25 protein-coding genes are annotated in these 25,036 nt (G+C 62.4%); 16 read left to right on the forward strand and 9 right to left on the reverse strand.

The window, feature by feature from the left end:
• Nucleotide 1: 1 nt before the first annotated feature.
• A complete protein-coding gene (locus VCB98_RS08570; RefSeq protein WP_346051723.1) occupies nucleotides 2-2,479 on the reverse strand; it encodes an acyl-CoA dehydrogenase in 2,478 nt (825 codons plus the stop codon).
• Nucleotides 2,480-2,723: 244 nt separating this feature from the next.
• Between VCB98_RS08570 and VCB98_RS08575 the strand changes: the two genes are divergently transcribed.
• On the forward strand, nucleotides 2,724-3,800 hold the full coding sequence (locus VCB98_RS08575) for a GGDEF domain-containing protein (protein ID WP_346051724.1): 1,077 nt from the start codon (nucleotides 2,724-2,726) through the stop codon (nucleotides 3,798-3,800).
• 71 nt (nucleotides 3,801-3,871) lie between these two features.
• On the opposite strand, the gene VCB98_RS08580 is transcribed toward VCB98_RS08575, so the two are convergent.
• Nucleotides 3,872-4,846: a malate dehydrogenase gene (locus VCB98_RS08580; protein ID WP_346051726.1), complete on the reverse strand. Its 975-nt coding sequence runs from the start codon at nucleotides 4,844-4,846 to the stop codon at nucleotides 3,872-3,874.
• 275 nt (nucleotides 4,847-5,121) lie between these two features.
• Between VCB98_RS08580 and VCB98_RS08585 the strand changes: the two genes are divergently transcribed.
• From VCB98_RS08585 to VCB98_RS08600, 4 genes are read left to right on the forward strand one after another with little or no spacing between them, the layout of a single operon-like run.
• A complete protein-coding gene (locus VCB98_RS08585) occupies nucleotides 5,122-5,451 on the forward strand; it encodes a hypothetical protein (RefSeq protein WP_346051728.1) in 330 nt (109 codons plus the stop codon).
• A 47-nt stretch (nucleotides 5,452-5,498) separates the two neighbouring features.
• Nucleotides 5,499-5,867 (forward strand): GntR family transcriptional regulator, encoded by a 369-nt coding sequence (locus VCB98_RS08590; RefSeq protein WP_346051730.1) that lies wholly within the window; start codon nucleotides 5,499-5,501, stop codon nucleotides 5,865-5,867.
• A complete protein-coding gene (locus VCB98_RS08595) occupies nucleotides 5,864-6,742 on the forward strand; it encodes an ABC transporter ATP-binding protein (RefSeq protein WP_346051732.1) in 879 nt (292 codons plus the stop codon). Before VCB98_RS08590 ends, VCB98_RS08595 begins: the two co-directional genes overlap by 4 nt.
• Nucleotides 6,739-7,647 (forward strand): hypothetical protein, encoded by a 909-nt coding sequence (locus tag VCB98_RS08600; RefSeq protein WP_346051734.1) that lies wholly within the window; start codon nucleotides 6,739-6,741, stop codon nucleotides 7,645-7,647. Before VCB98_RS08595 ends, VCB98_RS08600 begins: the two co-directional genes overlap by 4 nt.
• A gap of 79 nt (nucleotides 7,648-7,726) precedes the next feature.
• Here VCB98_RS08600 and VCB98_RS08605 read toward each other — a convergent pair whose 3' ends face one another.
• On the reverse strand, nucleotides 7,727-8,167 hold the full coding sequence (locus VCB98_RS08605) for a hypothetical protein (RefSeq protein ID WP_346051736.1): 441 nt from the start codon (nucleotides 8,165-8,167) through the stop codon (nucleotides 7,727-7,729).
• A 4-nt stretch (nucleotides 8,168-8,171) separates the two neighbouring features.
• On the opposite strand from VCB98_RS08605, the gene VCB98_RS08610 reads away from it, so the two are divergent.
• Nucleotides 8,172-9,806, forward strand: a complete 1,635-nt coding sequence (locus VCB98_RS08610) for a Na/Pi cotransporter family protein (RefSeq protein WP_346051738.1) — start codon at nucleotides 8,172-8,174, stop codon at nucleotides 9,804-9,806.
• On the opposite strand, the gene VCB98_RS08615 is transcribed toward VCB98_RS08610, so the two are convergent.
• On the reverse strand, nucleotides 9,803-11,443 hold the full coding sequence (locus VCB98_RS08615) for a cation:proton antiporter (protein ID WP_346051740.1): 1,641 nt from the start codon (nucleotides 11,441-11,443) through the stop codon (nucleotides 9,803-9,805). The two genes, VCB98_RS08610 and VCB98_RS08615, sit on opposite strands and share 4 nt — an antisense overlap.
• Before the next feature lie 360 nt (nucleotides 11,444-11,803).
• On the opposite strand from VCB98_RS08615, the gene VCB98_RS08620 reads away from it, so the two are divergent.
• The 6 genes from VCB98_RS08620 (at nucleotide 11,804) to VCB98_RS08645 (ending at nucleotide 19,122) form a co-directional block, all read left to right on the forward strand.
• Nucleotides 11,804-13,228, forward strand: coding sequence for an amidohydrolase (locus VCB98_RS08620; protein WP_346051742.1), 1,425 nt, complete (start codon nucleotides 11,804-11,806; stop codon nucleotides 13,226-13,228).
• Nucleotides 13,228-14,514 carry an amidohydrolase family protein gene (locus VCB98_RS08625; RefSeq protein WP_346051744.1) on the forward strand — a complete coding sequence of 429 codons (1,287 nt, stop codon included), beginning with the start codon at nucleotides 13,228-13,230 and terminating at the stop codon, nucleotides 14,512-14,514. Before VCB98_RS08620 ends, VCB98_RS08625 begins: the two co-directional genes overlap by 1 nt.
• A gap of 101 nt (nucleotides 14,515-14,615) precedes the next feature.
• Nucleotides 14,616-15,827, forward strand: a complete 1,212-nt coding sequence (locus VCB98_RS08630) for an NHL repeat-containing protein (protein WP_346051746.1) — start codon at nucleotides 14,616-14,618, stop codon at nucleotides 15,825-15,827.
• Nucleotides 15,828-15,830: 3 nt separating this feature from the next.
• A complete protein-coding gene (locus VCB98_RS08635) occupies nucleotides 15,831-16,805 on the forward strand; it encodes a YbgA family protein (RefSeq protein WP_346051748.1) in 975 nt (324 codons plus the stop codon).
• A gap of 209 nt (nucleotides 16,806-17,014) precedes the next feature.
• On the forward strand, nucleotides 17,015-17,869 hold the full coding sequence (locus VCB98_RS08640) for a hypothetical protein (RefSeq protein ID WP_346051749.1): 855 nt from the start codon (nucleotides 17,015-17,017) through the stop codon (nucleotides 17,867-17,869).
• 47 nt (nucleotides 17,870-17,916) lie between these two features.
• Nucleotides 17,917-19,122, forward strand: coding sequence for a DUF4785 domain-containing protein (locus VCB98_RS08645; protein WP_346051751.1), 1,206 nt, complete (start codon nucleotides 17,917-17,919; stop codon nucleotides 19,120-19,122).
• A 52-nt stretch (nucleotides 19,123-19,174) separates the two neighbouring features.
• On the opposite strand, the gene VCB98_RS08650 is transcribed toward VCB98_RS08645, so the two are convergent.
• Nucleotides 19,175-19,870 (reverse strand): hypothetical protein, encoded by a 696-nt coding sequence (locus VCB98_RS08650; RefSeq protein ID WP_346051753.1) that lies wholly within the window; start codon nucleotides 19,868-19,870, stop codon nucleotides 19,175-19,177.
• A gap of 334 nt (nucleotides 19,871-20,204) precedes the next feature.
• On the opposite strand from VCB98_RS08650, the gene VCB98_RS08655 reads away from it, so the two are divergent.
• Genes VCB98_RS08655 through VCB98_RS08665 form a run of 3 tightly spaced genes read left to right on the forward strand, consistent with a single transcriptional unit; the run spans nucleotide 20,205 to nucleotide 22,194 of the window.
• The gene (locus VCB98_RS08655; protein ID WP_346051755.1) at nucleotides 20,205-20,540 is read left to right on the forward strand and encodes a DUF4168 domain-containing protein; all 336 of its coding nucleotides are present in this window, start codon (nucleotides 20,205-20,207) and stop codon (nucleotides 20,538-20,540) included.
• 33 nt (nucleotides 20,541-20,573) lie between these two features.
• The gene (locus tag VCB98_RS08660) at nucleotides 20,574-20,951 is read left to right on the forward strand and encodes a PilZ domain-containing protein (RefSeq protein ID WP_346051757.1); all 378 of its coding nucleotides are present in this window, start codon (nucleotides 20,574-20,576) and stop codon (nucleotides 20,949-20,951) included.
• 10 nt (nucleotides 20,952-20,961) lie between these two features.
• Nucleotides 20,962-22,194: an HD-GYP domain-containing protein gene (locus VCB98_RS08665; RefSeq protein ID WP_346051759.1), complete on the forward strand. Its 1,233-nt coding sequence runs from the start codon at nucleotides 20,962-20,964 to the stop codon at nucleotides 22,192-22,194.
• On the opposite strand, the gene azu is transcribed toward VCB98_RS08665, so the two are convergent.
• From azu to VCB98_RS08680, 3 genes are all read right to left on the reverse strand, one after another.
• Nucleotides 22,191-22,643 (reverse strand): azurin, encoded by a 453-nt coding sequence (azu, locus tag VCB98_RS08670; protein ID WP_346051761.1) that lies wholly within the window; start codon nucleotides 22,641-22,643, stop codon nucleotides 22,191-22,193. The two genes, VCB98_RS08665 and azu, sit on opposite strands and share 4 nt — an antisense overlap.
• 96 nt (nucleotides 22,644-22,739) lie before the next feature.
• Nucleotides 22,740-22,994, reverse strand: a complete 255-nt coding sequence (locus VCB98_RS08675) for a DUF2835 family protein (protein WP_346051762.1) — start codon at nucleotides 22,992-22,994, stop codon at nucleotides 22,740-22,742.
• Nucleotides 22,984-23,394, reverse strand: a complete 411-nt coding sequence (locus tag VCB98_RS08680) for a DUF4156 domain-containing protein (protein ID WP_346051764.1) — start codon at nucleotides 23,392-23,394, stop codon at nucleotides 22,984-22,986. Before VCB98_RS08680 ends, VCB98_RS08675 begins: the two co-directional genes overlap by 11 nt.
• A 190-nt stretch (nucleotides 23,395-23,584) precedes the next feature.
• Here VCB98_RS08680 and VCB98_RS08685 point away from each other — a divergent pair, with 190 nt between their 5' ends.
• Nucleotides 23,585-23,782, forward strand: coding sequence for a hypothetical protein (locus VCB98_RS08685; RefSeq protein WP_346051766.1), 198 nt, complete (start codon nucleotides 23,585-23,587; stop codon nucleotides 23,780-23,782).
• Nucleotides 23,783-23,791: 9 nt separating this feature from the next.
• Here VCB98_RS08685 and VCB98_RS08690 read toward each other — a convergent pair whose 3' ends face one another.
• Nucleotides 23,792-24,991, reverse strand: a complete 1,200-nt coding sequence (locus VCB98_RS08690; protein WP_346051768.1) for a TraB/GumN family protein — start codon at nucleotides 24,989-24,991, stop codon at nucleotides 23,792-23,794.
• Between the last annotated feature and the right edge of the window lie 45 nt (nucleotides 24,992-25,036).

Below are 25,036 nucleotides of genomic sequence, written 5' to 3' on the forward strand. Positions count from 1 at the left end.
CTCAGCCATCTCGCCCGGTGCCATGTGCCGGTATCCCTGGTAAGGGGTTCACGGCCAGTTCTTCACCCTCGAAGTCATCCACGGCGATGATCTCGCTGACCATCTCATCGTAGCGGAGCATGAATTCAAGCTCTTCCTGATCCAGGATGTCCAGCTCCCCGGCCTGGCGATACTGGTCGGCGGTCGTGGCGTGGGTGATGCGGCCTTCGCGGACTGCCTCTCGAACCCGGCGGTCCAGCGGCTCGAAACGCTCGGCCATGCCCAGGGCACGTTCCAGCACAGCGATGGCACTGTTCTTGTCGCTGCGATACACGATTTCCGTCAGCCGGTCCCGACTGGGGTGGTCACTGATCAGACGCTTGGCGATGGCATGACCCAGGGCATCGCTGGGACTGGAAAAACTGCGGCCACGCGGGAAGACCAGGGCTCGTAACAGACGCGGGGTCAGCTTGCCCGGGAAATTGCGCAGCAGGCCGTGGAGCTGTTCCTGCAGTTTGTAGATCAGATCACGGCAGGCCCATTCCACGAAGGGCAGGTCTTCCTTGGGGCGGCCCAGGTCTTCATAACGCTTGAGGACCATGGAGGCCAGGTACATATAGCTGAGCATGTCGCCGAGGCGGGCGGAAATCCGCTCCCGCTTCTTGAGGGAGCCGCCCAGGGTCAGCATGGAGAAATCGGCCATCAGCCCGAAGGCCGCGCTGAAGCGACTTAGATGCTGGTAATAGCGACGGGTGGGGCCTTCGGGCGCCGCTGTGCCCCGGCCACGGGTAATGCCGAGCCACAGCGCCCGTACGGCGTTACCCATGGTGAAGCCCAGGTGGCCGAACAGGGCCTGGTCATAGTCACGGACGGCCTTGGCCTGGTCTTGCTCACGGGTGGCATGAATTTGTGGCAACACCCAGGGGTGACAGCGGATCGCACCCTGTCCAAAGATGATCATGTTGCGGGTCAGGATGTTGGCCCCTTCCACGGTGATCGCGATGGGGATGCTCTGATAGCCACGGGCGAGGGTGTTGCGCGGACCCATGCAGATCCCCTTGCCGGCCTGAACATCCATGGCATCGTTGCCGACGATGCGGGCCATTTCGGTGACATGGTATTTGAGGATGGCGCCGGCCACCGGGGGCTCTTCACCCTGGTCGATGGCAGCTGCCGTTACCCGACGGGCGGCGTCCATGGTCCAGCCCAGGCCGCCCATTCGGGCCAGCACTTCCTCGATCCCTTCAAAGCGACCGATGGGCATGCCGAACTGTCGCCGAACGCGGGCGTAGGCTCCGGTTGAAGCGATCCCGGCCAGGGCGGCGCCGGTGGTGTTGGACGGCAGGGAAATGGCACGGCCGGCCGACAGGCATTCCATCAGCATGCGCCAACCCTGTCCGGCCATCTTCGGCCCGCCGATGATGTAGTCCAGGGGAATGAACACATCCTCGCCTTCGGTGGGCCCGTTCTGAAAGGGGATGTTGAGGGGGAAATGTCGGCGCCCGGTGCTCACCCCCGGCAAGTCGGTGGGGATCAGCGCGGCGGTGATGCCATGGTCTTCGGTCTCGCCCAGCAAGTGCTCCGGGTCATACAGCCGAAAGGCCAGGCCCAGGACCGTGGCCACCGGTGCCAGGGTGATGTAGCGCTTCTGCCAGTTGAGACGGATGCCGACGATTTCCTCGCCTTGCCACTGGCCCTTGCAGACGATACCGCTGTCGGTCAGGGAGGCCGCATCGGATCCATTGCGGGGACCGGTCAGACCGAAACAGGGGATTTCATCACCCTTGGCCAGGCGCGGCAGATAATGATCCTTCTGTTCCTGAGTGCCGTATTTTTCCAGCAACTCGCCCGGGCCCAGGGAATTGGGCACGGCGATGATGGAGGCTGCGGTGGGGCTGTGGCCCGCTACCCGGCTCAGTACCTCCGACTGGGCCAGGGCGGAAAACTCCAGCCCACCATAGGCCTTGGGAATGATCATGGCGAAAAAGCCATTGCGTTTAATGAAATCCCAGGCCTCATGGGGCAGGTCGGCCCATTCATGGGTAATGCGCCACTCATCCAGCATCGCGCAGAGCTCATTCACCGGCCCATCAAGAAAGGCCTGTTCCTCTTCGCTCAGCTTGCCGGCAGGAGCGCCCACCAGTTTGTCCCAGTCCGGGCGGCCGGAGAACAATTCGCCTTCCCACCAGACCGTCCCGGCCTCCAGCGCTTCGCGTTCGGTGTCGGACATTTCCGGCATGACCTTGCGGAAGGCCTTGAGGGCCGGTTTGCTGATCAGCCCGCGACGCAGGGGGCGAACATTCAGTACCAGCGCCAGCAGGAAAAAGATTCCCCAGACAATGCCGCTGCCGACGCCGGGTTCGGTGTCCAGCAGCCTAACCCCGGTGGAGGCCGCCAGAACGATGCCGATGCCCAGGGTGGTGGCGCCCAGGCTTGCCCCCCGATAAAGCATCAAGGCGACGAATAAAAGTAGGACGAGGACAGTGATCAAGGTGAGCAAGGTTCTTCTCCCGATTCAGTCATTGGGTGCTTGGTCCCAATGAAATGGCGGTGGTAGTGCGCTTGATGATCGCTTCCTGGCGGCCCTCGGCGTGGAGGGGCCAGGGTCAGTTGCCGGTGACGATTTCGATACGGTCCACTATAGTTGTCCTGATAGATGTAGGAAAGCCCGCCGCTATGTTGCTGGCGATACTTTTACAGGCGCAATGGGCCCGAGTGGTCATGAAACCTACCCTGGGAGAATTATGAGCGACAACGCCGAGGCCAGACCCAAATTGCTGGTGGCAGACGATTCCAAGGTCATGCGCCTGTCGGCCAAGAAGATTCTCGAGCCAGAGTTTGAACTGGTGGTGGAGCCGGATGGGGTTGCCGCATGGGAACGCTTGTCCAAGGAGCGGGATATCCTTGCGCTGTTCTCGGATGTAGGCATGCCCGGCATGGATGGCTATCAACTGCTGGAGCGAATTCGGTCCAGCGAGGATAGCCTGCTCCAGGCACTGCCGGTGATTATCGTGACCGGCAATGATGAAGAGTCAGCTCGCGACAAGGCCCTTGAGAAGGGGGCGACGGATTTCATCACCAAGCCATTTGACCGCACCCAACTGTTGGCTCGTGCCCGTGCGCATGCCAGTCATGACCGAATGCGGCGCAGGGCACGGGAACTGGAAGCCAGTAATGTCGAGGATTCCGTCACCGGACTGGGTAACGCCCGCTATTTCGAAAAGCGCTTGCGTGAAGCCCGGGCCCACTGTTTAAGACATGGCTATCCCCTGGCTCTGCTTCGTGTCGATTTGATGGATTTCGAGGCTCTGGTCAAGCGGCGTGGAAAACGGGTGGCTGCCGATGTCCTGCGGGAGGTCGGTGCTGTCTTGCAGGACAGCCTTCGGGAGGAGGATGTGGTCGCCCGCCTGGGTGGAGCACGCTTTGCCGTGATCTGCCCGGATAATGACCGCAGCGGTGCCAAGGCCCTGGCGGAGCGTTTGGTCGAGACCCTGGGTGGAACAAAGTTCGCGGCCGAACATCAGGCCACAGTGGCGCCGGTGGCCGGGGTTTACCTTGCCTCGGACAGCGCCGATGAAAAGCTGGAGGCCATTTACCAGTCCGTTCAGGCGGCTCTGTCCGAGGCCGGTCAGCGTGGGCCTGGAACAGTGATGGTGCATCCCCCGACGGCAGAGGCCGAGCCGGACCAGGCGCGCTCAAGAATGGAAGGCGCCCTTTATGATCGCCTGCACAAGATGCTGAGCAGATTGCCGGGTGAGTCGGCGGATCGCGTCATTGCGCGCCTGCAAGAGGCTTTCGGGGGTAGCCGCGATTCCGCCTGAAACCGAGCCTGAAACAAAAAAGCCCCGGCGGAGCCTATTGGCTCGCCGGGGCCTGTCGTGGGCAATGGCGCTTACAGCAGTTCCTTGACGCCTTCGCGCTCCTCGCGCAGCTCCTCTTCGGTCAGGGTCATGCGCTCACGGCTGAATGCATCGATTTCCAGACCCTGGACGATCTCGTAGTCGCCGTTCTTGCAGGTCACCGGGAATGAGTAGATGACGCCTTCCTTGATGCCGTAGCTGCCATCACTGGGCACGGCCATGCTCACCCATTTGCCGTCACTGCCAAGATGCCAGTCGCGGATATGATCGATGGCCGCCGACGCCGCGGACGCGGCAGACGAGGCACCCCGGGCCTTGATGATGGCGGCACCACGCTGCTGCACCGTGGGGATGAAATCATCCCGGTACCAGCCCTGGTCCACCAGTTCCGGGGCGGCTTTGCCGTCCACGCTGCAGTGGGCGATGTCCGGGTATTGGGTGGCGGAGTGGTTACCCCAGATGATCATGCCATCGATCCGGGTGTGGTGCTTGCCCGTCTTCTCGGCCAGTTGTGCCAGCGCCCGGTTGTGGTCCAGGCGGGTCATGGCGGTGAAGTTGCGCGGGTCCAGATCCGGGGCGTTGGCCTGGGCAATGAGGGCATTGGTGTTGGCCGGGTTGCCAACCACCAGCACCTTCACGTCGCGGCTGGCATGATCGTTCAGTGCCTTGCCCTGAGGTCCGAAGATCTTGCCATTTTCCTTCAGCAGGTCCTTGCGCTCCATTCCCGGCCCGCGGGGCTTGGCCCCCACCAGCAGGGCGAAATCCGTGTCCTTGAAGCCCACGTTGGCGTCATCGGTGGTGACGATGTCGTGGAGCAGGGGGAATGCACAGTCCTCCAGCTCCATGGCGACCCCCTTGAGGGCGTCCATGGCGGGCGGGATCTCCAGCAGCTGGAGAATGACCGGCTGATCCTTGCCGAGCATGTCCCCGGACGCGATGCGGAAGGCCAGGGCGTAGCCGATCTGGCCGGCAGCGCCGGTAATGGTGACGCGAAGCGGTTTTTTCATGGTTGGCTCCCTGAATCTCGAATTGGGATGGATTGGGACTGGATTCGGCTTGCGCAGGCGCTCCGGCCGCCGCCCGGGCGGCGGCCGGCCTGCCGATGGCGCGCCATTCTAACAGGAGCGGCAATGGCGCGCTGAACCGGCCCCGTGCTCTCGTCCTGGGCTGCGTCCACCCGGGGTTTCCCAAAAAAATCTTCTTCCGCCCCCTTGCAATTCTTCGATTGAGTGTTATAGTTAACTACAACAGCAAACTGGGCAGATGCCCCAGGAGGTGGAAAATGACGATCCGTAACGCAACAACGCTGTTTGCTGCCCTGGCTATGGCCACGGGCGTTTTGGTCACCGTCCCCGCTGCTGCCGGCACCGGGATTGAATTTGAGCGCAGCTCGCCGAGTGAGCTTTTCGCCAGCGATCTGAGCGTCGATCGGGCGCAGTTGGCGGCTGAATTGATGGAAAGTCTGCGTGAGAGCGGCTCGCGTCTGGATCAGGTGCAAGTCCGCGAACAGCTGGCCGAAGCCCCGCGTGACGGGGACTCCGAGCCCTGCGAAGCCATCGAAGACGAGGATGGACTGGTCGGTGGACTGGTGATGTACATCGGTAACCGTTAATGTAAGGCAGTAGAGCCCGCAAGGCTGGCCCCAACCGAGGCAGCACCATGGACCAAGAGTGGAATGACAATCAGCCGATCTACCGCCAGCTTCGAGACAGAGTGGTGGACATGATCCTGGAGGGCGTCCTCGCCGAGGGTGACGCCCTCCCCTCGGTCCGCAATGTGGCGACCGAGTACCAGATCAATCCGCTCACCGTGCTCAAGGCCTACCAGGCCCTGCAGGACGAGGCATTGGTGGACAAGCGCCGGGGGCGAGGCATGTTCGTGCGCGATGGGGCCGTATCCCGTCTGCGCGAATCCGAACGTCAGCAGTTTCTCGAGCAGGAATGGCCGCAGATTCTCGAGCGCATCGAGCGACTCGGCCTGGATCCGGAGAAACTGCTGTCCGCGGGGAATAGGGAGCGACAATCATGAGCGCCGTCATCAAGGCAAGCAATCTGAGCAAGCATTATGGGCGGACCGAGGCCCTGAGTGGCCTGGACTTCGAAATCCAGCCCGGTTCCATTGTCGGCCTGATCGGGCCCAATGGCGCCGGCAAGACCACCGCGCTCAAGGCCATTCTCGGCCTGACCCGCTTTGACGGGGAGCTGGAGGTCATGGGCCAGGATCCTCGCCAGGCCCGGCATCAGTTGATGCGCGATGTCTGTTTCATCGCCGATGTGGCTGTTCTGCCCCGCTGGCTCAAGGTCTGGCAGGCCCTGGATTTCGTCGAGGGTGTGCATCCCCGCTTTGACCGTGAACGAGCCGAGGCCTTTCTCGCCCGAACCGAGATTCGGCGCGATCGCAAGGTCGGCCAGCTCTCCAAAGGCATGATCACCCAGTTGCACCTGGCCCTGATCATGGCCATTGATGCCCGTCTGCTGGTTCTGGACGAGCCCACGCTGGGTCTGGATATTCTCTATCGCAAGGCCTTCTATGACCATCTTCTGAATGATTACTTTGATGGTGATCGCACCATTCTCGTTACCACCCACCAGGTGGAAGAGATCGAGAAAATTCTGACCCATGTCATGTTCATCAAGGCAGGGAAGCTGGTGCTTGATGAGGAAATGGAAACGTTACCCAAACGATTCAGCGAGGTTCTGGTCAAGCCGGCTGATGCCGACAGGGCCCGTGAGATGAATCCCCTGCATGAACGGGAATTGCTGGGTCGTCACCTGTTCCTGTTTGAGGAGCAGCCGCGGGAGCGGCTCGCGGAGCTGGGGGAGATCCATAATCCGGGTATCGCCGACATTTTCGTTGCCAAGATGGGCAAGGGTCCGGCAACCGCCGGGGAGGTGCAGTCATGAATCAATTGCATGCCATGTACAGCCTCATCCGGCGCGAGCTGTGGGAACACAAGTCCCTGTGGATTGCGCCTGCCGTGACCGCAGCACTGTTTCTGGTGGCCTCGGTCTGGGGTTTCATCAGCCTGGTGAGCAATCCCACCGCGGTGGAACAATTCAATCAGCATGTCTTGCCGCAGATGACGGGTGACCGGGCCTTTGATGTTGCCCACGGCATGACACGGGCCAGTGCCTTCACGATTTACGCCGTCATGGTGGTCGTGTTGTTCTTCTATGCCCTCGACTGCCTCTACAGTGAACGCCGTGACCGCAGTATTCTGTTTTGGCGGTCGCTGCCGGTCTCGGACACCCTGACCGTATTGTCCAAGTTGTTGGTGGTCCTGCTGGTGGCACCGGTAATTGTGCTGCTGGTGGGGCTGGCGCTGGAGGTTCTTGGCTTGTTACTCGCGCCCATTCTCGTCATGGGTACGGACATGAGTTTCGGCGATTATCTGCAGCCACTGGCCGCCCTGTCTGCATTGTTCGGCATGCTGGGCGATATGTGGTTGCTTGGCCTCTGGTTCCTGCCCTACTTCGGTTGGCTGTTCCTGGTCTCGGCCTGGGCCCGCAAGGCCGCCTTTCTGTGGGCGGTGCTCCCGCCCCTGGGTGTGGCCTTGGTGGAGTGGGTGGCGCTCAGTTCCAGGGAGTTCCTGAAGATGATCGGGCATCATATCTCCCTGCCTTTCCAGAACGCCCAGCAACAGGACTTTGGTTTCCGCACCGGCGACCTGAATGTGGAGGCCTCCGCCGCCGAGATCACCGGTCTGGCCGGGTTTGCCGAGCCTGCTTTCTGGATTGGTCTGGCGGTGGGCGTGGCATTCATTGCCGCAGCGGTCGCCATCCGCCGTTATCGCGGCGAGACTGCCTGAGCCGGCCGTTCACAAGCCATTAAGGAATAAGAAAAACCCGCTTCTCCGGAAGCGGGTTTTTCTTATTCGGCTTTCCCCTTTAGCCCTCTGGAGGCTGCTCCATCCAGGCGCGACTGAACCAGACTGCCAATACCGCTGCAAAATACTGCAGGCTGATCCAGCTCTGTTGCGCCTGATCGGCACCGTTGGCCTCAAGAAGCTGCAGGAAGGGCCAGCCGAGAAAGGCGAAGGCGATGGTCAGCAGCCAATGGCTTTCCTCTCCCCCCTGGTAATAATGACGGCCATGATTGAAACTCAGCGCGCCGCAGACGAGGCCGGCTGCCAGGGCCCAGACATGGAGCTGTTCCTGCTGCAGGGCCAGCGCTGCAATCAGCAGCAGCGGCAGGGCAAAAAGCCAGCCCCAGCGCCGGCCCAGGGCGATGAGCTGGTGGATCCACTGACGATGTCTAGTCTGGCTGGGCCTTCTCGGCATTCGGCTACTCTGAAACAGGGCTTCCTCACAGGCTATCATTGCAGTCATGGATGTGAATCTTTTCCTCGTGCTCAATTTCATTGGCGGCATCGGGCTGTTTCTGCTCGGCATGCGGCTGATGACCGAGGGCCTGAAGGTAGCGGCGGGCGACGCCCTGCGTCATATCCTCGGTTTTGCCACTCGCAGCCGGATTCGCGGTCTGGCGTCCGGCGCTCTGATCACCAGCCTGGTGCAGTCCTCAAGCGCGGTGATCTTTGCCACCATTGGATTCGTCAACGCCGGGATCATCGGGCTGAGCCAGGCGGTGGGGGTGATCTACGGTGCCAACCTGGGTACTACCGCCACCACATGGCTGGTGAGCGTGGTCGGTTTGGAGTTCAGCCTCAAGGCCTTCGCTCTGCCCTTCATTGGCGTCGGCGTGTTCCTGCGCATCCTGGCCCGCTATGGCCAGTGGCGGGCAATGGGGGATGCCATTGCCGGCTTCGGCATTTTCTTCCTTGGCCTGGACGTTCTGACGGACATGTTCCGGGAGACCGGTCCCATGCTGACTCCGGCGGTGGAGAGCGAGGGTGTGCTCCTGCTGCTATTGCATTTGCTGGCCGGTTTCGTGATGACCGTTATCATGCAGTCTTCCAGCGCCGCCCTGGCGGTCATTCTTACCGCGGCCTCCGGCGGCCTGCTGGGACTGCCCGGGGCGGCGGCCATGATGATCGGCGCCAACCTGGGCACCACTTCCACCGCCGTGTTCGCATCCCTGGCCGCGACCCCCAATGCCCGTCGCGTGGCCGCCTCCCATGTGATCTTCAACCTGCTGGAAGCGACCATTCTGTTCCTGGCCTTCGGGTTCCTGCTAGGCTTGGTCCAGTGGCTGGCTGCTGCGGTGGGCATGGGGCACTCCATGGCCGTGTCGCTGGCCTTCTTCCACAGCATTGGCAAGCTGATCGGTCTGGCCGCCATCTGGCCTCTGACCGGTCTCATGGTCGACGCCCTGGGGCGTTACTTTCGCCCCGTTGCCGGTAGCCTGGCGCGGCCGCAGTTCCTTGACGAGGCCGTGTTGAGCACACCCAGCCTGGGCCTGCGTGCGGTGGATCGGGAGCTCAACCGCAGCCTGGTGGCCGCCAGTCACCTTTTTCACGATGCCATTGCCGCCAAGCGGCCGGATCCGGCTCGACTGACCCGCACTCAGGGGGATCTGCGAACCCTGCTGGACAGCATCAACGACGCCCTGCAGGGCTTGAGCGCCGACGATATGAAGTCGCGGCAAAAAGAGGCACTGCCTCAGGTGCTGAGGGCCACGCGCTATCTGGAGGAATTGTCCGAACGCGCCCTGGAACTGGATGAGCTGGCCCGCCGCCTGCCTTCCCGGTGCCCGGTGGAAGACCCGGACACCGCCCCCTTGTTGACCGCCCTGGCTCGGGACCTCAAGCCGGAGCGGCTCACTGAAACGGGACTGGACCCTGTCTTTGACGAGCGTTACCAGGTGGTCAAGTCCGAGCTGCTCTCGGCCGGGGCCGCCAAGCGCATGAGCAGTCGCCAGATGAGTGAGTGGCTGGATTACTTCAGCATTCTCCGGCGGGCAGTGAAAACCGCCGGGCGCGCCCGTCTGCACGCCCGTGCCTTCAGTCAGGCGCTGGACGACGAGGCCGCGCCTGCCGAAACCACGGCCTCGGCAGGCGAAAACGCCTAGCCGCCTTTCGATCGCAGGCCTTCGGCAACCCGTTCCGCTGTCCTGCTGGCCGCATCCCGGAAGGGCAGCAGCAATTCATGTTCCGGAAGATCAGCCAGCGCCCGGATATCCGCCGGGTGATGGGCGGTGAGCATGATCCGGCCCTGGAAGCCGCCATGGCGAAGGCTGTCGAGCAGCGCCCGGTTGGCGACCGGATCCGGAATGGTACTGATGACCATCCGGGCATGGCTCAGCGGCAGGCGTTCGGCCAGTTCCGGGTCTTCGGCATCGCCGTAGCAGGCCCGAACTTCCTCTGCGAGCAGTCCGTCTACTGCCGACGGGTCGAAATCCACGCCCAGTACCTGGATGTCCCGGTCGCTCAGTTTCATGGCCAGGTCATAACCAAAACGGCCGAGGCCGCAAACGATCACATCGACCGCCGCCTCCTTCTGGCTATCCTGGTCCTGCTGCGGCATCCGCTCACGCTCGAAAATCCGCAGCCACGGGGCAATGCGGTCGTATATGGGATGAGAGTAAATGATCAGATAGGTGGACAGACCGATGGTGATCAGGCCGACCAGGGTCACCAGGCCCACGGTTTCGGCAGTAATGTGGCCGAGACTGTAGCCCAGGGCGGCCAGGATCAGGGAGAACTCGCTGATCTGGGCCACCGTCAGGCCGGCCAGGAAGCCGGTTCGGCTGCGATAGCCCATGAAACCCATGATGATCATGACGATGATGGGGTTGCCGATCAGAACGAAGGCCGACAGGATCAGCGCTGGTCCCACCTGTGCACCCAGCAGGTCCAGCTCGAGCTGCGAGCCCAGATGCAGGAAGAAGAACAGGAGCAGGAAGTCGCGCACGGTGGTCAGACGGGCACCCAGCGCATCACGGAAGCGGGTGGAGGCCAGGGAGATGCCCGCCAGGAAGGCGCCGACCTCCATGCTGAAACCCATGGCATCGCCGACCGCGGCCAGGGTGACCGCCCAGGCAATCCCAAACAGGACCAACAATTCCCGATTGCGGGCGATCATCTCCATCAGTCGCGGCAGGATATAGCGCATTGCGATGGCGACCCCCAGCAGCATGACGATGCCGGCGCCCAGAACCCTGAGGGCTTCCATCCAGGGGCCTTCGGTGTCGGTGCCGGCGCCAAAGGCCGACAGCCCGATCATCACCATCACCACCACAATGTCCTGAACGATCAGAAAGCCGATGGCGATCCGGCCGTGTAGGGCGTCGATCTCGCGTTTATCGGACAGCAGCTTGACGATGATGATGGTGCTGGAGAAGGTCAGCGCCACGGCAACGTACAGCGCGGTAACCGGTGACATGCCAAGGGCGATGGCGATGAAATAGCCCACCACCGATGTGAAGATGACCTGGCCCATGCCGGTGGCCAGAGCGACCGGACCCATGGTGCGAATCAGGGACAAGTCCAGCTTCAGGCCCACCACGAACAGCAACAGGGCGATGCCGAGTTCGGCCAGCAGTTCGATATCACCGGGATGAGGCACCAGGCCGGTTACCGCCGGCCCGGCGATGATGCCCGCGGCGATAAAGGCTACGATGAGGGGCTGGCGCAAGAGCATGGCCAGGCCCCCGATCCCGACGGCGAGAGCGAGCAGAATGGCGATATCGAAGAATTCGGTTTCCATCAGACACCCGGTTTTCGGTTATTGTGTTGCGGCAGCACCAGACGGGATTGAACCATATCGGGGGCCTGTGATGAATCCATTCCTGCTGGGGAACCACTGATTAATTCATTGCTTGCCCGTAGCGCAGAGGCTACTGTGCTGCGCAATGCGCCTTGAATCAGACGCTCTCAGCGCCAACTGCGGGTGCAAATGAATTAGTCAGATGTTCCTTGGTTATTGAGAGCTTGAATGGTTTGCCGTAAGGCGGCCCGAAAGGGAATTCACAAAGGGGACGGCGGAAGTCTCGCGCAAGAGGCTTCCGATACCAGTCCAGCAGCACAATGGCGCGCTGCGGATCATTTCAATAGACGAGGAGGAAGCATGGCCAGAATCCTGTCCAAGATCACATGGCTGGCGGCCACGGGGGCATTGACCCTCGGTCTGGCAGCCTGTGGCGAGTCCGAGCCCCCGGCGGCACCGGAGGATGATTTTGAGTTTTCGGTGTTGTCCGGCGGTTTTGAATCCACCTACCGACCGCTGCCATCGGAAACGGTCTTGATCACCAACGCCACCATTCTTACCGGCGCCGGTGAGCGAATCGACGATGGCAGCCTGCTGATGCGCGATGGCCGTATCGAGGCGGTCGGCAGCGAAATTGAGGCCCCCGAGGATGCCCGGGTGGTGGATGCCGATGGGGGTTGGCTGACCCCAGGGATCATCGATAGCCACTCCCATCTTGGGGTCTATCCCTCTCCGGGTGACTGGGCCCATGCCGATGGCAACGAAATCGTTTCCGCCAACACCGCCCATGTCTGGGCCGAGCACGGCCTCTGGCCCCAGGACCCGGGATTCATCCGCGCCCTGGAAGGCGGGGTGACCACCGCCCTGATCCTGCCCGGTTCGGCCAACATCTTTGGCGGGCGCGGGGTGACCATCAAGAACGTGCCGGGACGCACTGCCCAGGACATGAAGTTTCCGGGCGCCCCCCATGCGCTGAAGATGGCTTGTGGCGAGAACCCCAAGCGGGTCTACGGCCAGGGCAGAAACTCCCAGCCCTATACCCGCATGGGCAACAAGGCTTTCGTGCGCAGCGCCTTCATCGACGCCCAGGATTATCTGGACCGCTGGGAAGACTACAAGCGCAAGAAGGCCAATGGCGAGGATGTGGACGCGCCCAAGCGTGACCTGGCGATGGAGACCATTGCCGGTGTCCTCAACGACGAAATCCTGCTGCATAACCATTGTTATCGTGCCGATGAGATGACCCATCGGATGGATATCGCCGAGGAATTCGGTTTTCATATCACTGCCTTTCATCATGCGGTGGAGTCCTACAAGATCGCTGACCGGCTTGCCGAGGCCGACGTCTGTTCGGCCATGTGGTCCGACTGGTGGGGCTTCAAGCTGGAGGCCTGGGATGGCATCCGGGAGAACATCCCCCTGGTGGAAGCGGCGGGCGCCTGTGCCGTGCTGCATTCCGACTCCGCCCAGGACATTCAGCGCCTGAATCAGGAAGCGGCCAAGACCATGGCGGCCGCCAACCGGGCCGGCATGGCGGTCAGCCGTGAACAGGCCATCCGCTGGATCACCCTCAATGCCGCCCGCATTCTCGGCATCGACGAGGTCACCGGCTCCCTGGAGCCGGGCAAGAACGCCGATGTGGTGCTCTGGGATGGTGATCCCTTCAGTGTCTACAGCCGCACCCGCTTGGTGTTCATCGACGGGGCCCGGATCTATGACCGGGACGATCCCCTGCGCCTTCCGGAACTGGATTTCACCCTCGGCATGTTTGAAGGAGATCAGTGATGCTCAGATCCATTGCCCTAGTTTTGCTGACGGCATGGGGGCTGGCTGCTGGCCCCGTCATGGCCGAGCGTCTCGCCATCACCAATGCCACCGTCCACACCCTGGGTGAGGATGGGGTCATCGAAGAGGCCACCATCCTGGTCCGTGATGGTCGTATCGAGGCGGTTGGAAGCGACCTGAGTGCACCGTCGGGTGTGACCCGAATCGATGCCGAGGGTCGGATCGTCACACCCGGCATTATCGATGCCCATGGCCAGATCGGCATTGTCGAAGTCGGTGCGGTCAGTGGCAGTAATGACAGCTCGGTGTCGGGTCGTCATTTCACCGCCGCTTTTGATGTCACCGATGCCATTAACCCGGCATCCATGCTGATTCCCGTGAATCGGGTGGAAGGGATCACCCGTGCCGTGGTGGCACCCGGTCATGGCAGCGGCGGCACCCTGATCGCCGGGCGTGGCGCGATCATTGACCTGGGAGGTGAGGGTGATTATGTCACCCGCAGCCCGGCGGCCATGTATGCCAGTCTCGGCGAGACCGGTGCCCAGCTGTCGGGCGGTTCCCGTGGCGCGGCCATGCTGCATCTACGGGAAGCCCTGCAGGATGCCCGTGACTTCGCCGACAACCGGAGTGCCTTCGAGCGGCGGGAACGGCGCGACTACGCCCTGGGGCGGCTGGACCTGGAGGCCCTGCAGCCGGTGATTGAGGGTGACATGCCCTTCATCGTCCAGGTTCATCGGGCCAGTGATATTCGCGCCGCCCTGCGTCTGGCCACGGATTTTGATCTCCGCCTGGTGATCAGCGGCGGTGCTGAGGCCTGGAAAGTGGCCGATGAGTTGGCGGCACTCAATGTGCCCGTGCTGATTGATCCGCTGCAGAACCTCCCCGGTCGTTTCGAATCTCTCGGGGCCACGCTGGAGAATGCAGCACGCCTGCACGAAGCCGGTGTCGACTTCGCCTTTGCCACCGGTGATAGCCACAATGCCCGCAACATCACCCAGGCGGCCGGCAATGCTGTGGCCCACGGCCTGCCCCATGAGGTCGCCTTGGCTGCGGTCATGTCGCAGCCGGCACGGATCTGGGGGATCGACGACCGGGTCGGGCGGATTGAGGCCGGCCTGGATGCCGACTTGGTGGTCTGGGATGGGGATCCGCTGGAAGTCACCAGCTATCCGGACCATGTGATCATCAAGGGTCGGGAGATGTCCATGGAAACCCGGCATACCCGCCTGCGGGATCGTTATATGAATCTGGAAGACGATGAATTGCCCCGCGCCTATCGTCGCTAGGCACGGGGCCTTGAGAAATCAGGACCGAGACAGGCCCTTCCCGCAGGGGAAGGGCCTTTTTTTGTCCGACAGGCCCTCCCCGGCTTTGATATGATTTCGGTATGAATCGTCTACTCAAAATCCTCATTCTCGTGCTTGCCTCCTTCATGGTGGCCGGCTCCAATGGCTGTCCCTTCGATGTGGATGAAATTCTCCGCGGTGGCAGTGACGGTGAGAGCGCCTCACTGACCTGGAAGCGGGCCCAGCATGTCATTGGGCAAAGCTCCATGACCGTGGTCGAGTCGGATCGCAGCACCGATGCCAACACTCTGCTTGATCCCGGCGGGGTCATTGTTTCCGGTGGCCGCCTTTATATTGCCGACAGCGGGGCCAACCGGGTGCTGGGCTGGGGCAGTCCACCGGACCGCAATAACGAAGCAGCGGATTTTGTCCTTGGCCAGCCGGGCATGAGTGACGATGGCCGCGGCCGGGATCGGGCCGGCCTGCATGAGCCGGTGGGTCTGATCGCCGGTAGCTGGGGCCTGGCGGTTGCCGATCTGGCCAATCATCGGGTGCTGCTCTGGAACGAGCGACCGACCAGCGGGCCCCAGGATGCCGACCGGGTATTCGGTCAACCGACTCGGGATGAGGTCCTGCTGCCGGGATGCGACGCGGATGCCATGGATTCTCCCTGGGGGGTGGCCGCCCCCGGCAGCCGTCTGCTGGTTTCGGATTATGAGAACAACCGCCTGCTGCTGTTCGAGCGCGGTGATGCCAGCGGTGCCGATGCCCGGGGCGTGATCGGTCAGCCGGACCTATCCACTTGCGTCGCCAATCGGGGTCAGGGTCAAGCCTCGGCGGACAGCCTTTCCGGACCGGCCGGTATCTGGACCGACGGGGATCGACTGGCCGTGGCCGATCGTTTCAACAACCGGGTATTGCTCTGGGACAGTTTCCCGGAGGAGGGTGAGCCGGCCGATCGTGTCATTGGCCAGGAAGACATGGATAGCAATACCACCAACGCCGGTGGTCTGGAACGCGGTCTCAATGCTCCCACCGCTGTCTGGTGGGATGGCAGCCGTCTTTTCGTGGCCGACCGGGGCAATCACCGGGTCCTGATCTACGACCGCTGGCCCAGCCGCAACCATGTCCAGGCCGATGCGGTGCTCGGTCAGCCTGATCGGCGCTCCAATCAGCGCAACAACACCGGCGACAACAGCCCGGTGAATGCCCGCAGTCTATCCCGACCGGAAGCGGTTTATTCCGATGGAGAAGAGCTGCTGGTGGTGGATAGTGATAATGACCGCGTACTGTCCTTCGACATCTCCGACTAGGCCATGCAGACCCTGGATGCCAGTGCCGAGCAGGACGGTCGTATTCCGGTAGGCATCAGTTCCTGCCTGCTGGGAGAGGAAGTCCGCTACAACGGTGGCCACAAGCGTCATCGTTACGTTGAGCAGGTTCTCGGCCGTTACTTTCGCTATCTGCCTTTCTGCCCGGAGGTAGCCATCGGCATGGGGGTGCCGCGCCCACCGATCCGCCTGGTGGGGGACCCGGACGCACCGCAGGCCCGCCAGGTGAATGATCCGTCCAGGGATTTCAGCGATGCCCTGAGAGCTTACGGGCGTGAGCAGGCGGCGAACCTGGACGGGCAGATCAGCGGCTACATCCTCAAGGCCAAGTCGCCGAGCTGCGGCATGGAGCGGGTCAAGGTCTATGACGTCAAGGGCATGCCCACCGGTCAGGGCCGGGGGCTCTACGCTGAAGCGCTGATGGCACGCCATCCCTGCCTGCCGGTGGAGGAGGAAGGGCGGCTCAACGATCCCAATCTGCGTGACAATTTCATCGAGCGGGTTTTCGTTTATGACCGCTGGCGCCGCCTGCAGGCCGAAGGCCTGGATGCCGGCAGCCTGGTCCAGTTCCATACCCAGCATAAATTTCTGATTCTGGCCCACGACCAGCAGGCCTATCGCGAGCTTGGACGGCTGGTGGCCGGCGCCGGCAAGGGCGATATCCAGGCGCTGGCCGAACAGTACCTGAGTCAATTGATGCAGGCGCTTTCGAAGCATGCCTCAAGACGGGATCACGCCAATGTGCTGATGCACCTGGCAGGCTTTTTCAAAAAGCAACTGGATGGCGGTGACCGTCAGGAACTGGAGGACAGCATCCAGGCTTATCGCCGGGGTGAGCAACCCCTGCTGGTGCCGCTGACCCTGCTTCGCCATCATTTGCGCCGTCACCCCGAGGCCTACGTGGCCGGCCAGCACTATCTCGACCCCTTCCCCCGTGAGCTCGGCAGCGGCGAACGCTGAGGGCGCCTCGCCAAGTCCTTGATCTGCCGCCAAAATCAAACGTTTGTTTGACAACGAGCCCTCCCCAGCTATGTTTTTTATATGCCTCTGCGCAACGGATTGCCGTCCGGCCTGCTTAGCCTGTCGGCAGTCTGTTGCGTTTCGGCTACACAAGGAGCGGCCCGCGGGTCGCTCCTGTTTTCCAGAATCAACGAAACGGGAGGGCCTTTATGGTGGCACGACTCTGTATGGGGATTGCCTGTCTGTTACTGGCGCCGGCCTTGTTCGCCAATACCGGCGTTGCCTTCGTGCATGGCACAGGCAGTCAGACCGATGCCCGCAATGACTACTGGACAGCCGCGATGGTCGACTCGGTCGCATCCGGCCTGGACGACACCGCCAGGCATGTGGTGGTGAATTGCGATTTCGAGCAGTACATGTGGGATGAGGCGGCCGCCGGCTGCCTGGCCGGGCAACTGTATGATTTCATCCATGCCCACGACATCGATGATCTGGTGGTGATTACCCATTCCAATGGCGGCAACGTCATGCGCTGGATCCTCTCCAACCCCACCTGGGATGGTCGCTACCCGGACATCATTGAAGCCACCCGCTGGGTCAATGCCCTGGCCCCCTCCAGCCTGGGCACACCGCTGGCCAACGCGGTCATGGAAGGTAATGTCTTCGAGTCCTCTCTGGGCTGGCTGCTGGGCTACCAGAATGATGCCGTTCGCATGCAGCAGACTCACTGGATGGCGCACTACAACCAGAATTGGTTGCTGGGCACCGACGGCCGCCCCTCTCTGCCCCGCGGCTTCTGGTCCGTGGTGGGCAGTAACGTTCGGGTCGCCGTCTGGAGCGGCAATAGCTACTGCGGTGGCTACCACTACAACGTGGGACTGGCCGTCACCCAGGCCTGGCTCGACAGTTGCGCCGACGGCTTCCTCGAATGTGACAGCCAGTCCGGTGCCGGTCATGTCTGGTTTGAGGACACCTGGATGATGGATAACGGTTATGTCCTCAGCCACAACCAGAGCCGCCGGCCCTGCTTCGGGCTGGACAATATTCTGCGAGACGATCTCTGAGTCCGAGATTGGTTTCAGTGAGAAACTGCTTTATTCAAGGGGAAATCATGTTTCAGCGAATTCTGACCGTGATGGTGGTGGCCAGCCTGCCCGTGGCGGCAGCGGCCGAGCAAGTCCGTCTGCTGCCGCCGGCAAGTGACGATTTTCAGGGCAGCGTCCGGACCACCCAGATGGCCCAGGTTTCTGAAAGGCCGGAGGGTCCTCGTGGTGAGGCGGCGAGCATTTTCATGCCCGCCTCGGATGGAAAGATTCACAGCGGCGGGCTGCAGGCCCCCGAGGGTGAGAGCCGCAGCTACCGACTCGAGGTGAGTGCGGCCAGACTGGCCGATGGGGTGTCTCTGCCCTTGAGCGCAGCGGGCGCCGTCGTCAGGCTGTCGCCGGTGGGATCCTCAGGTGCGCGTCAGCTCCAGGGCCGTGATGTGGAGATCCGTCAGGGGCCCTGGGCCCTGCAGGGCCGTGCGGCGGCCCGGGAATTGGCGGGGGCGGAACATCAGCAGGCGGCAAGGGAGGTGTTTGGTCCCGATACCCTCGCTTTCCGCCTGGACCGGCGCATTGCGGCCGGGGAGGCGACCTTGCAGGTTCGGCGGGAAGCCTTGATGCGCGGCGGTCGCTATCAGGTCCATGTGTTCGAACCGGAGAGCCCGGCCGTGGGCGTGATCTCCGCTTCCCAGCCATTGGTGAGTCTGGGCGAGAGCCTGTCGGCGGAAGCCGGCGTGGCTGGCCTGCGGAATCTGAAAGTGGAATCGGTGGAAGCCTGGCTGCACAGCCCCTCCGGTGAGCGCATGCGGGTGGATGATCTGTCCACGGTCACTCTGCCCCGGCTGAGTGCGGTTGAGCCCGGTCTCTGGGAGCTGGAAGGCAGAATCCAGGCCCGCGGTCCCGACGGTCCCGTGCGACGGGATGTGCGCGTCGCCTTTGAGGGGGTACCGCCCACCGCTCGCCTGGATGGTCGGATCGCCCTTGAACGCGAGCGTGGCGAGTGGCGTCTGCGTCTTGGCGTGGAAGTGGGCACGGCCGGTCGCTATGAATTGCGGGCCAGCCTGCCCGGTGCGGGCACGGCCCATGCCGCCCGCTGGCTTGAGCCCGGCGCCCACGAGCTGGTGCTGAGCTTCCCGGGCGAGCCACCGCGGGATGCGGTGCTGCGGGATCTGCGTCTGGTGGATCAAAGCCGGATGGCCATGCTCCATGTTCAGGACCAGGGCATTCAGATCGGCGGCTGGACACCGATCCTGCCGGGCATGCCTCTGCGCTGATACCTGCGTCCATCCGCGGGGGCCGCTTTGGCTGGCCCCCGCGGCATTCGGACTAGAAGCCCGCAAACTCCACTCTCAGCCCCAGCTGGGTGCTCGGCTGCAGGCCATCCAGGTCAATACCCGCCGCGCGCAAGGCGATATTGTCGCCCAGGTAGACCGACAGGCCCAGGTCGAAACTCCAGCGGCTGTCCAGATCGGTGGACCCCGTTGCCCGGCTGTAGACCACGGCCGCGTCTAATTCCAGGCGGTCGGTGGGCCGGGCCCGGACACCGTAGCGACCCCGCAGGAGATTCCAGTCCGAACGGGACAGCTCATCGTCACTCCAGCGATCCTGCAAATAGCTCAGGGTGACGAAGAAGGAACTGCGGTCGGCATAGTGTTCATGCAGGCCCAGGCCAAGTTCGCGGCTGACCCGGCTGCCAAGTTCCTCGTAATCCCCCTCCTGCCAGTTGAGGAAGACATAGCTGCTCTCGCCGGTTTCGTAGGCCCCTTCGACTCGCCAGCTATCGCCCTCAAGGCCACTCTCGTCCAGTTCCTCGGTACCGGCCCAGACGCTGATGTGGGAATAGTCAAAGTCCAGTCCACCGCGGCGAGGACTGGGCTGTCGTTCATTGGGGCGTTGTCGGTCCCCCTGCCAGTCGCGGGCGGCGAAGTCCTGGGCGCCGCCGAGGCCTTCGGCAGACACGGGGGTTGGCGACCAGGGCAGCAGGCCCATGGCAATGACGAGAAAGACACTGTGTTTTCTCATTGGCGTGCCCGATCCTTTGCAGCGGCTGATAATGACCGGCCCCGGGCGTGGGGCGGGGTAAACGGCCGCCATTATACGTGCGCCGCCGTCAAATGCAGCATCCCCGTCTGACCGGCGGGCCGATGCCGCAGGTCGCGTCCCTGGGGGCGCTTTGCTCGGCCTGTGGTAGCCTATACAGGTTGCCGCACCGTTGCCGCCCGGCGCGGGTGCAGGCGCTTGTTTCCATCGGGCCCAAGGCCCGCCCTGATCGAGTCTGGAGAGAAGAGCAATGTGGAGAATGCCTCTCAGCGTGTTGATTTTCGCTTTTTTGGCGAGCGCGGCAATCGCCCAGCCCATGCCTGAGCAGCAAATGGAGCAGCAGGAGCAGGAAGCCGAAGAGGACGCCATTTTCGGTGAGCTGGACCGGGAGGAAGTGGATGCCTTTGCCAGCGTTCATTACCGGGTGGTTGAGCTGGAGCGGGATTTTGTCCAGCGCCTGCGTAATCGGGACGAAGGGCAGGACGCGGGTGAGATGCAGCGGGAAATGACCCGTGAGCGACTGGAAATGATCCGTGAGGCCGGCCTTGATTCGGAGAGCTACCAGCGCGTTAGATCCGCCATGGCCCGCAATGAGGCCCTGAGGGATTACATCGAAGAGCAGGAGCTGGAACACCGGGCTGATAACGACTAACAGCTGACAATGGGCGGCTGCCGGGGAGGCGTGATGGCGACAGAGTCGGATAAGCAAGAGAGGCGCAGGCATACGCGGGTGGACTTCCGGGCGGATGCTCGTCTCAATACTGACGGCAGCCAATGGCCTTGCGAGTTATTGAATGTTTCCGTTAAGGGGGCGCTTCTTACCCGGCCCGAGGGATGGCCTGGGAATGAGGGTGATCGCAGCCTGTTGAGCATTGCGCTTGAGGGCGGGGCACCCGTGGAAATGGAAGTCAATGTGGTCCGCGTGGAGGCTGAGAAAGTGGCCTGTGACTGGGACATGTTCGACGTGGCCGGATTCGTCCAACTGCGGCGCATGCTGGAGCAACAGCTGGGCGATCCCGAATTGGTCGCCCGTGAGCTGACCCAGCTTTACTCACAGGACTAGAGGTCTCCAGGTGAAGCAACTCCGCGTCTCCGTTGACGAACTGGTTCCGGGGCTCTACGTCAGTGAGCTTGACCGTCCCTGGACGGAGACACCTTTCCTGTTTCAGGGCTTCATGGTTGAGACCGAAGCCGATATCCGAGCACTCCGGGAGCATTGTGAGTACGTCTGGGTGGACGGGGAGCGTTCACGCGAGTTGCCCGCGTCCACTCCCAGGCCGGATGGGTCGGGCACTGGCAGTCAGCAGGTCAAAGACGCTTCCGCAAGCGATGTCATCAGTCTCAGCAAGCGATTGCACCAGGGCATGAGGGACGGACTGGCAGCCCGCCGTTTTGCAGCGGAGTGCTTGGCTCAGGCCTTTGAGCGGATACGCAGGAAGGAAGGCGGTGCCATGTCCAACCGTCTGGTCCAGTCGGCCGCCCGCCTGGACGGGCTGGTGGCCAGCTACCCGGAAGTCGCTCACTGGTTGGCCAATCTGCAGCAGCATGAAGACAGGCTGCTGGATCATTCGATCAATGTCAGTCTGCGTGCCCTGCTACTGGCTCGGGAACTGGAGCTGCCGCCTGCCGAGGTGGCGGCGGTGGGGTTTGGTGCCCTGCTGCACGATATCGGCAAGCTTAGCCTGTCGCCCGAACTGTTGAATAAGCCGGGGCCGTTGAGTCGCGAGGAGTGGGGCCAGATCCGCCGCCACCCGCTTATTGGCAGTCACCTTCTGGCCGGGGGTGCTCTTCCTGATACGGTCCAGCGAATCGTCCGCTACCACCATGAAAGGATTGACGGCCAAGGCTTCCCGGAAGGTTTGAAAGGCAATGAGCTGGAGCTGCCCATACGCGTGGTGGCGGTGGCCAATGCCTATGACAGCATGACCTCCAATCGTCTGGATCGGCCGCGGCTGTCTGGTTATCAGGCTGTGACCACCTTGATGCGTGATGCTGACAATACCTGGGGGCGCAGTCTGGTGGAGGCCTTTGTTCGCTGCACCGGCATCTATCCGGCGGGTACGCGGGTGCGATTGGGCAGTGGAGCCGAGGCAGTGGTGGTTCACACCCCCGTGACCCGCCGTCTGCAGCCGGTGGTTTGCATCTACCGTCGACCGGATGGCAGCAGTGATTCCCGTCTGCCGCTTTATGACCTGGCCGCCGTCTCGGCCAATGAGCGTCAACAATACATTGATCAGGTCATTGAGCCGGACGGCGGTGAGCAGGAGTTATTGCAGGTTATCACCCGCGAGGCCTTTGCCGCCTAACGGATCACAACCTCGCCCTGCATGGCACCCCAGTGGCCCGGAAAAGAGCAGAAGAAGCGGTAATCACCGTCTTCTTCGAACAGCGACGGGTCCAGTTCAAGGGTTGTACTTTCCCCCCCGCCGATCAGGTCGGTGGCTGCGATCACCCGCTCATCGCCAGCGGGGACATAATCATCATCGCTTGCCTCCATGGCATCCTGGGCGAGAGCTTCCAGATCTTCGGCACGGGTAAAGACGATGTTGTGGCCCATTGCCTCAATCCCCAGATCGCCGGAGTGGGTCAGGGTCAGTTCGATCACATCGCAGCTCTGGTCGATGACGATCTCATCGGTATCGAAACTCATGGCGTCATCGCTGTCCACGGTAATGCTGCAGTCTCCGGCCCAGGCTGACGGTGCCAGAAAAAACAGTGTGATCAACAGGGTAGGGAGTAGGGTCTGCTTGCCCATGTCTGTCTCCTTTTTCTTCTGCAGTGATCATCCCCGAGAAGGGTCGGGCCTGTGGGGCTTGGGACTTTGCTGCGGGCGCCTAGTTCAATCCGCTTATCAGTCACTATTCGGTGCCAACCGCCGGAGTGAGACAATGCGTTTCTCGGTGAGCTGGTAGACCAGCTCAAAACGGCCGTGTACACCGGATTCGGTGACAAACGGCCGAAAAGCACTGGCCGGCAGCACCACTCGTCGCCCATCCTCACTGAGGCCGGCGAAACGAGTCAGGCGCCCAGCGTAGTAATTTTCCATATCCTGCCGCTCCAGATTGATCTGGAAGATAATGCGGCAGATGGATTCTTCATCCCTCATACTCGCGCACGACGACGCCTTCATCATCGTCATCGTCTTCCACGGCATCTCCATTGGGCTCGACATCCACGTCCCTGCAGCGATAAACCCCATAGCGCTGCTTTCCACTGTCGATTTCGCTCAGGGCTGCAATGGTGTCACCACCGCGTTCAACGGCATGATTGCGGGCCAGGGTGATGAGATCGCTTTCCACCGCATCCTGATGGCGGTCCATACCGGCGACCCGAGCGAGCACGGACACCTCCACCGAGGAAATGCGCTCGCAGGCTTCGGCTTGTTCTTCGCTGATCAAGGCTATTCCTTCAGTGCCTGACTCCGGCCGAACCCATGTGCAGGCAGCGACAGTGAAGGTCATTGCGATCAGGGCAGTGGCGAGCGACGAGCGGTCATGAATACGCATGGTGCACTCCGGCAGTTGTTGAGCGATTGGCGGGAAGCTTCCATTTCAGCCCAAGCCTGGCACAGTGTAAAGTGATTGGGTTGTTTCCGCGTCCTGGCCTGATGAGCTGCAACCTGTCTATAGAGATTGGCTGCACACTCAGAGGTTCCTCAGGAATTGACCATGAGATCCATCAAGGGAGAAGGGCTGCATGGGCACTGAAATGTCCGGATTTGAGTTATTGCTGCTTGGGGTATTGCTGTTGGTCGTGGTTCTTTTCTTTGGCCGCGGTCTGGGTACGATGCTGAAGGAAAGCCGAGAAGCGCCCAAGGACTGGGGCGGGTTGTTCCTGCCATTGAGCGGCGTCATCCTGTTCGTGCTGCTGCTGATGTATCTGGTTAGCCGTTAGGGCATGGGCTTAGCCGGCCAGCAGGTGCTCAAAGACTCGGAAACCACCCAGATAGGTGCCCAGGGCCGAGCCCAGGGTGACGAACAGGAAGACCAGCAGGGTTCGGGCTACCCGGTTCTGCCACCAGCCCCACCAATTGATGACGTCGTCACGCAGTGACTGGAAATCCGCGACTCGCGGCTTGCGCAGGCTGAGCTCCAGTGCCGCGGCCACGAAACCCGCGCCGATGGTCGGGTTCAATGAGGTCAGCGGGGCGGCCAGCATGGAGCCGATAATGGTTAGCGGGTGAGCCAGGGCGGCGGCGGCCCCCAGGGCGGAAAAACCGCCATTGATCAGCACCCAGTCCGCGGCCATGCGAAGGCCCAGTTCAGGACTGCGGGCAAAACCCAGGGCAAAGCCGCTGAGAATGATGGCGACGATGGCCCATGGCAGGACCTTGGGCCAGCGGGCGGGACGGGGCAGGCGGGCCAGCGCCAGTTCATGCTCCGGGTCCCGGGGGGCTTCGGATAATGCCTTGGCCAGGCCCTTGAGATGGCCGGCGCCGACCACAACCAGAACTTCCCTGGGTCGTTCCTCACATGACTCCAGTTCCGCCAGCAGGCGTTGCGCCATGTACTCGTCCCGCTCAGCCACCAGCTTCTGGTAGAGGGTGTCGGACTGTTCCGCCAGTTCCCTGAAGCTGTTCTCGATCACATCGCCTTCCTTGAGGCGCTCGATCTCGGCCTCCGAGACCTTCTCCCGGCTGAGCAGGGATGCAAACAGGCCGGCCAGCAACGGCAGCCGCTCCCACCAGCGATGGGCCCGGTACACGCGCTTGAGTGTGGTTCCAATCTCCCGGTCCACCAGCCAGACCGGCGCGCCCCGTTTCACGGCGGCGTCTTCGGCCCGTCGCATCTCAGCCCCTGGTTCGGTCCCCAGTTGTTCAGAGAGCCGGCGCTGATAGGCGCCCAGCATCAAACTCGCCGCCACCATGCCGCCCTTGCCCTGGCGAAAGACCTGGAAAAGGTCCAGGTTGGCCATGTGCGACGGATCCCGCATGGCCTGGTGGCGGGTCTCGCACAACTCCACTGCCACGGCATCAAAGCGTTCGTCCTGAGCGAGTGCTTCCGCTTCTTCCGCGCTGGCCAGGGACACATGGGCGGTGCCCAGGAGCGTGAAGCGGGTGCCGTCCCGTTCGATGACTTGCCGTGGGCCGGATTGCTCAGGCATTGGTGGTCCTTCTGGGCCGAACTGGGCGGCCTCGCTTGAGATCAG

This window comes from Natronospira elongata (assembly GCF_034931365.1).
Classification (GTDB): domain Bacteria; phylum Pseudomonadota; class Gammaproteobacteria; order Natronospirales; family Natronospiraceae; genus Natronospira; species Natronospira elongata.

What these genes read in the sequence shown, in the direction of transcription:
- VCB98_RS08640 (WP_346051749.1), top strand. Translation starts at nt 17,015, where the DNA reads ATGGTGGCACGACTCTGTATGGGGATTGCCTGTCTGTTACTGGCGCCG.
- VCB98_RS08625 (WP_346051744.1), top strand. Translation starts at nt 13,228, where the DNA reads ATGCTCAGATCCATTGCCCTAGTTTTGCTGACGGCATGGGGGCTGGCT.
- VCB98_RS08650 (WP_346051753.1), bottom strand. Translation starts at nt 19,870, where the DNA reads ATGAGAAAACACAGTGTCTTTCTCGTCATTGCCATGGGCCTGCTGCCC.
- VCB98_RS08590 (WP_346051730.1), top strand. Translation starts at nt 5,499, where the DNA reads ATGGACCAAGAGTGGAATGACAATCAGCCGATCTACCGCCAGCTTCGA.
- VCB98_RS08660 (WP_346051757.1), top strand. Translation starts at nt 20,574, where the DNA reads ATGGCGACAGAGTCGGATAAGCAAGAGAGGCGCAGGCATACGCGGGTG.
- VCB98_RS08595 (WP_346051732.1), top strand. Translation starts at nt 5,864, where the DNA reads ATGAGCGCCGTCATCAAGGCAAGCAATCTGAGCAAGCATTATGGGCGG.
- VCB98_RS08680 (WP_346051764.1), bottom strand. Translation starts at nt 23,394, where the DNA reads ATGCGTATTCATGACCGCTCGTCGCTCGCCACTGCCCTGATCGCAATG.
- VCB98_RS08655 (WP_346051755.1), top strand. Translation starts at nt 20,205, where the DNA reads ATGCCTGAGCAGCAAATGGAGCAGCAGGAGCAGGAAGCCGAAGAGGAC.
- VCB98_RS08645 (WP_346051751.1), top strand. Translation starts at nt 17,917, where the DNA reads ATGTTTCAGCGAATTCTGACCGTGATGGTGGTGGCCAGCCTGCCCGTG.
- VCB98_RS08620 (WP_346051742.1), top strand. Translation starts at nt 11,804, where the DNA reads ATGGCCAGAATCCTGTCCAAGATCACATGGCTGGCGGCCACGGGGGCA.
- VCB98_RS08675 (WP_346051762.1), bottom strand. Translation starts at nt 22,994, where the DNA reads ATGAGGGATGAAGAATCCATCTGCCGCATTATCTTCCAGATCAATCTG.
- VCB98_RS08605 (WP_346051736.1), bottom strand. Translation starts at nt 8,167, where the DNA reads ATGACTGCAATGATAGCCTGTGAGGAAGCCCTGTTTCAGAGTAGCCGA.
- VCB98_RS08575 (WP_346051724.1), top strand. Translation starts at nt 2,724, where the DNA reads ATGAGCGACAACGCCGAGGCCAGACCCAAATTGCTGGTGGCAGACGAT.
- VCB98_RS08615 (WP_346051740.1), bottom strand. Translation starts at nt 11,443, where the DNA reads ATGGAAACCGAATTCTTCGATATCGCCATTCTGCTCGCTCTCGCCGTC.
- VCB98_RS08580 (WP_346051726.1), bottom strand. Translation starts at nt 4,846, where the DNA reads ATGAAAAAACCGCTTCGCGTCACCATTACCGGCGCTGCCGGCCAGATC.
- VCB98_RS08600 (WP_346051734.1), top strand. Translation starts at nt 6,739, where the DNA reads ATGAATCAATTGCATGCCATGTACAGCCTCATCCGGCGCGAGCTGTGG.
- VCB98_RS08585 (WP_346051728.1), top strand. Translation starts at nt 5,122, where the DNA reads ATGACGATCCGTAACGCAACAACGCTGTTTGCTGCCCTGGCTATGGCC.
- VCB98_RS08685 (WP_346051766.1), top strand. Translation starts at nt 23,585, where the DNA reads ATGGGCACTGAAATGTCCGGATTTGAGTTATTGCTGCTTGGGGTATTG.
- VCB98_RS08630 (WP_346051746.1), top strand. Translation starts at nt 14,616, where the DNA reads ATGAATCGTCTACTCAAAATCCTCATTCTCGTGCTTGCCTCCTTCATG.
- azu (WP_346051761.1), bottom strand. Translation starts at nt 22,643, where the DNA reads ATGGGCAAGCAGACCCTACTCCCTACCCTGTTGATCACACTGTTTTTT.
- VCB98_RS08635 (WP_346051748.1), top strand. Translation starts at nt 15,831, where the DNA reads ATGCAGACCCTGGATGCCAGTGCCGAGCAGGACGGTCGTATTCCGGTA.
- VCB98_RS08690 (WP_346051768.1), bottom strand. Translation starts at nt 24,991, where the DNA reads ATGCCTGAGCAATCCGGCCCACGGCAAGTCATCGAACGGGACGGCACC.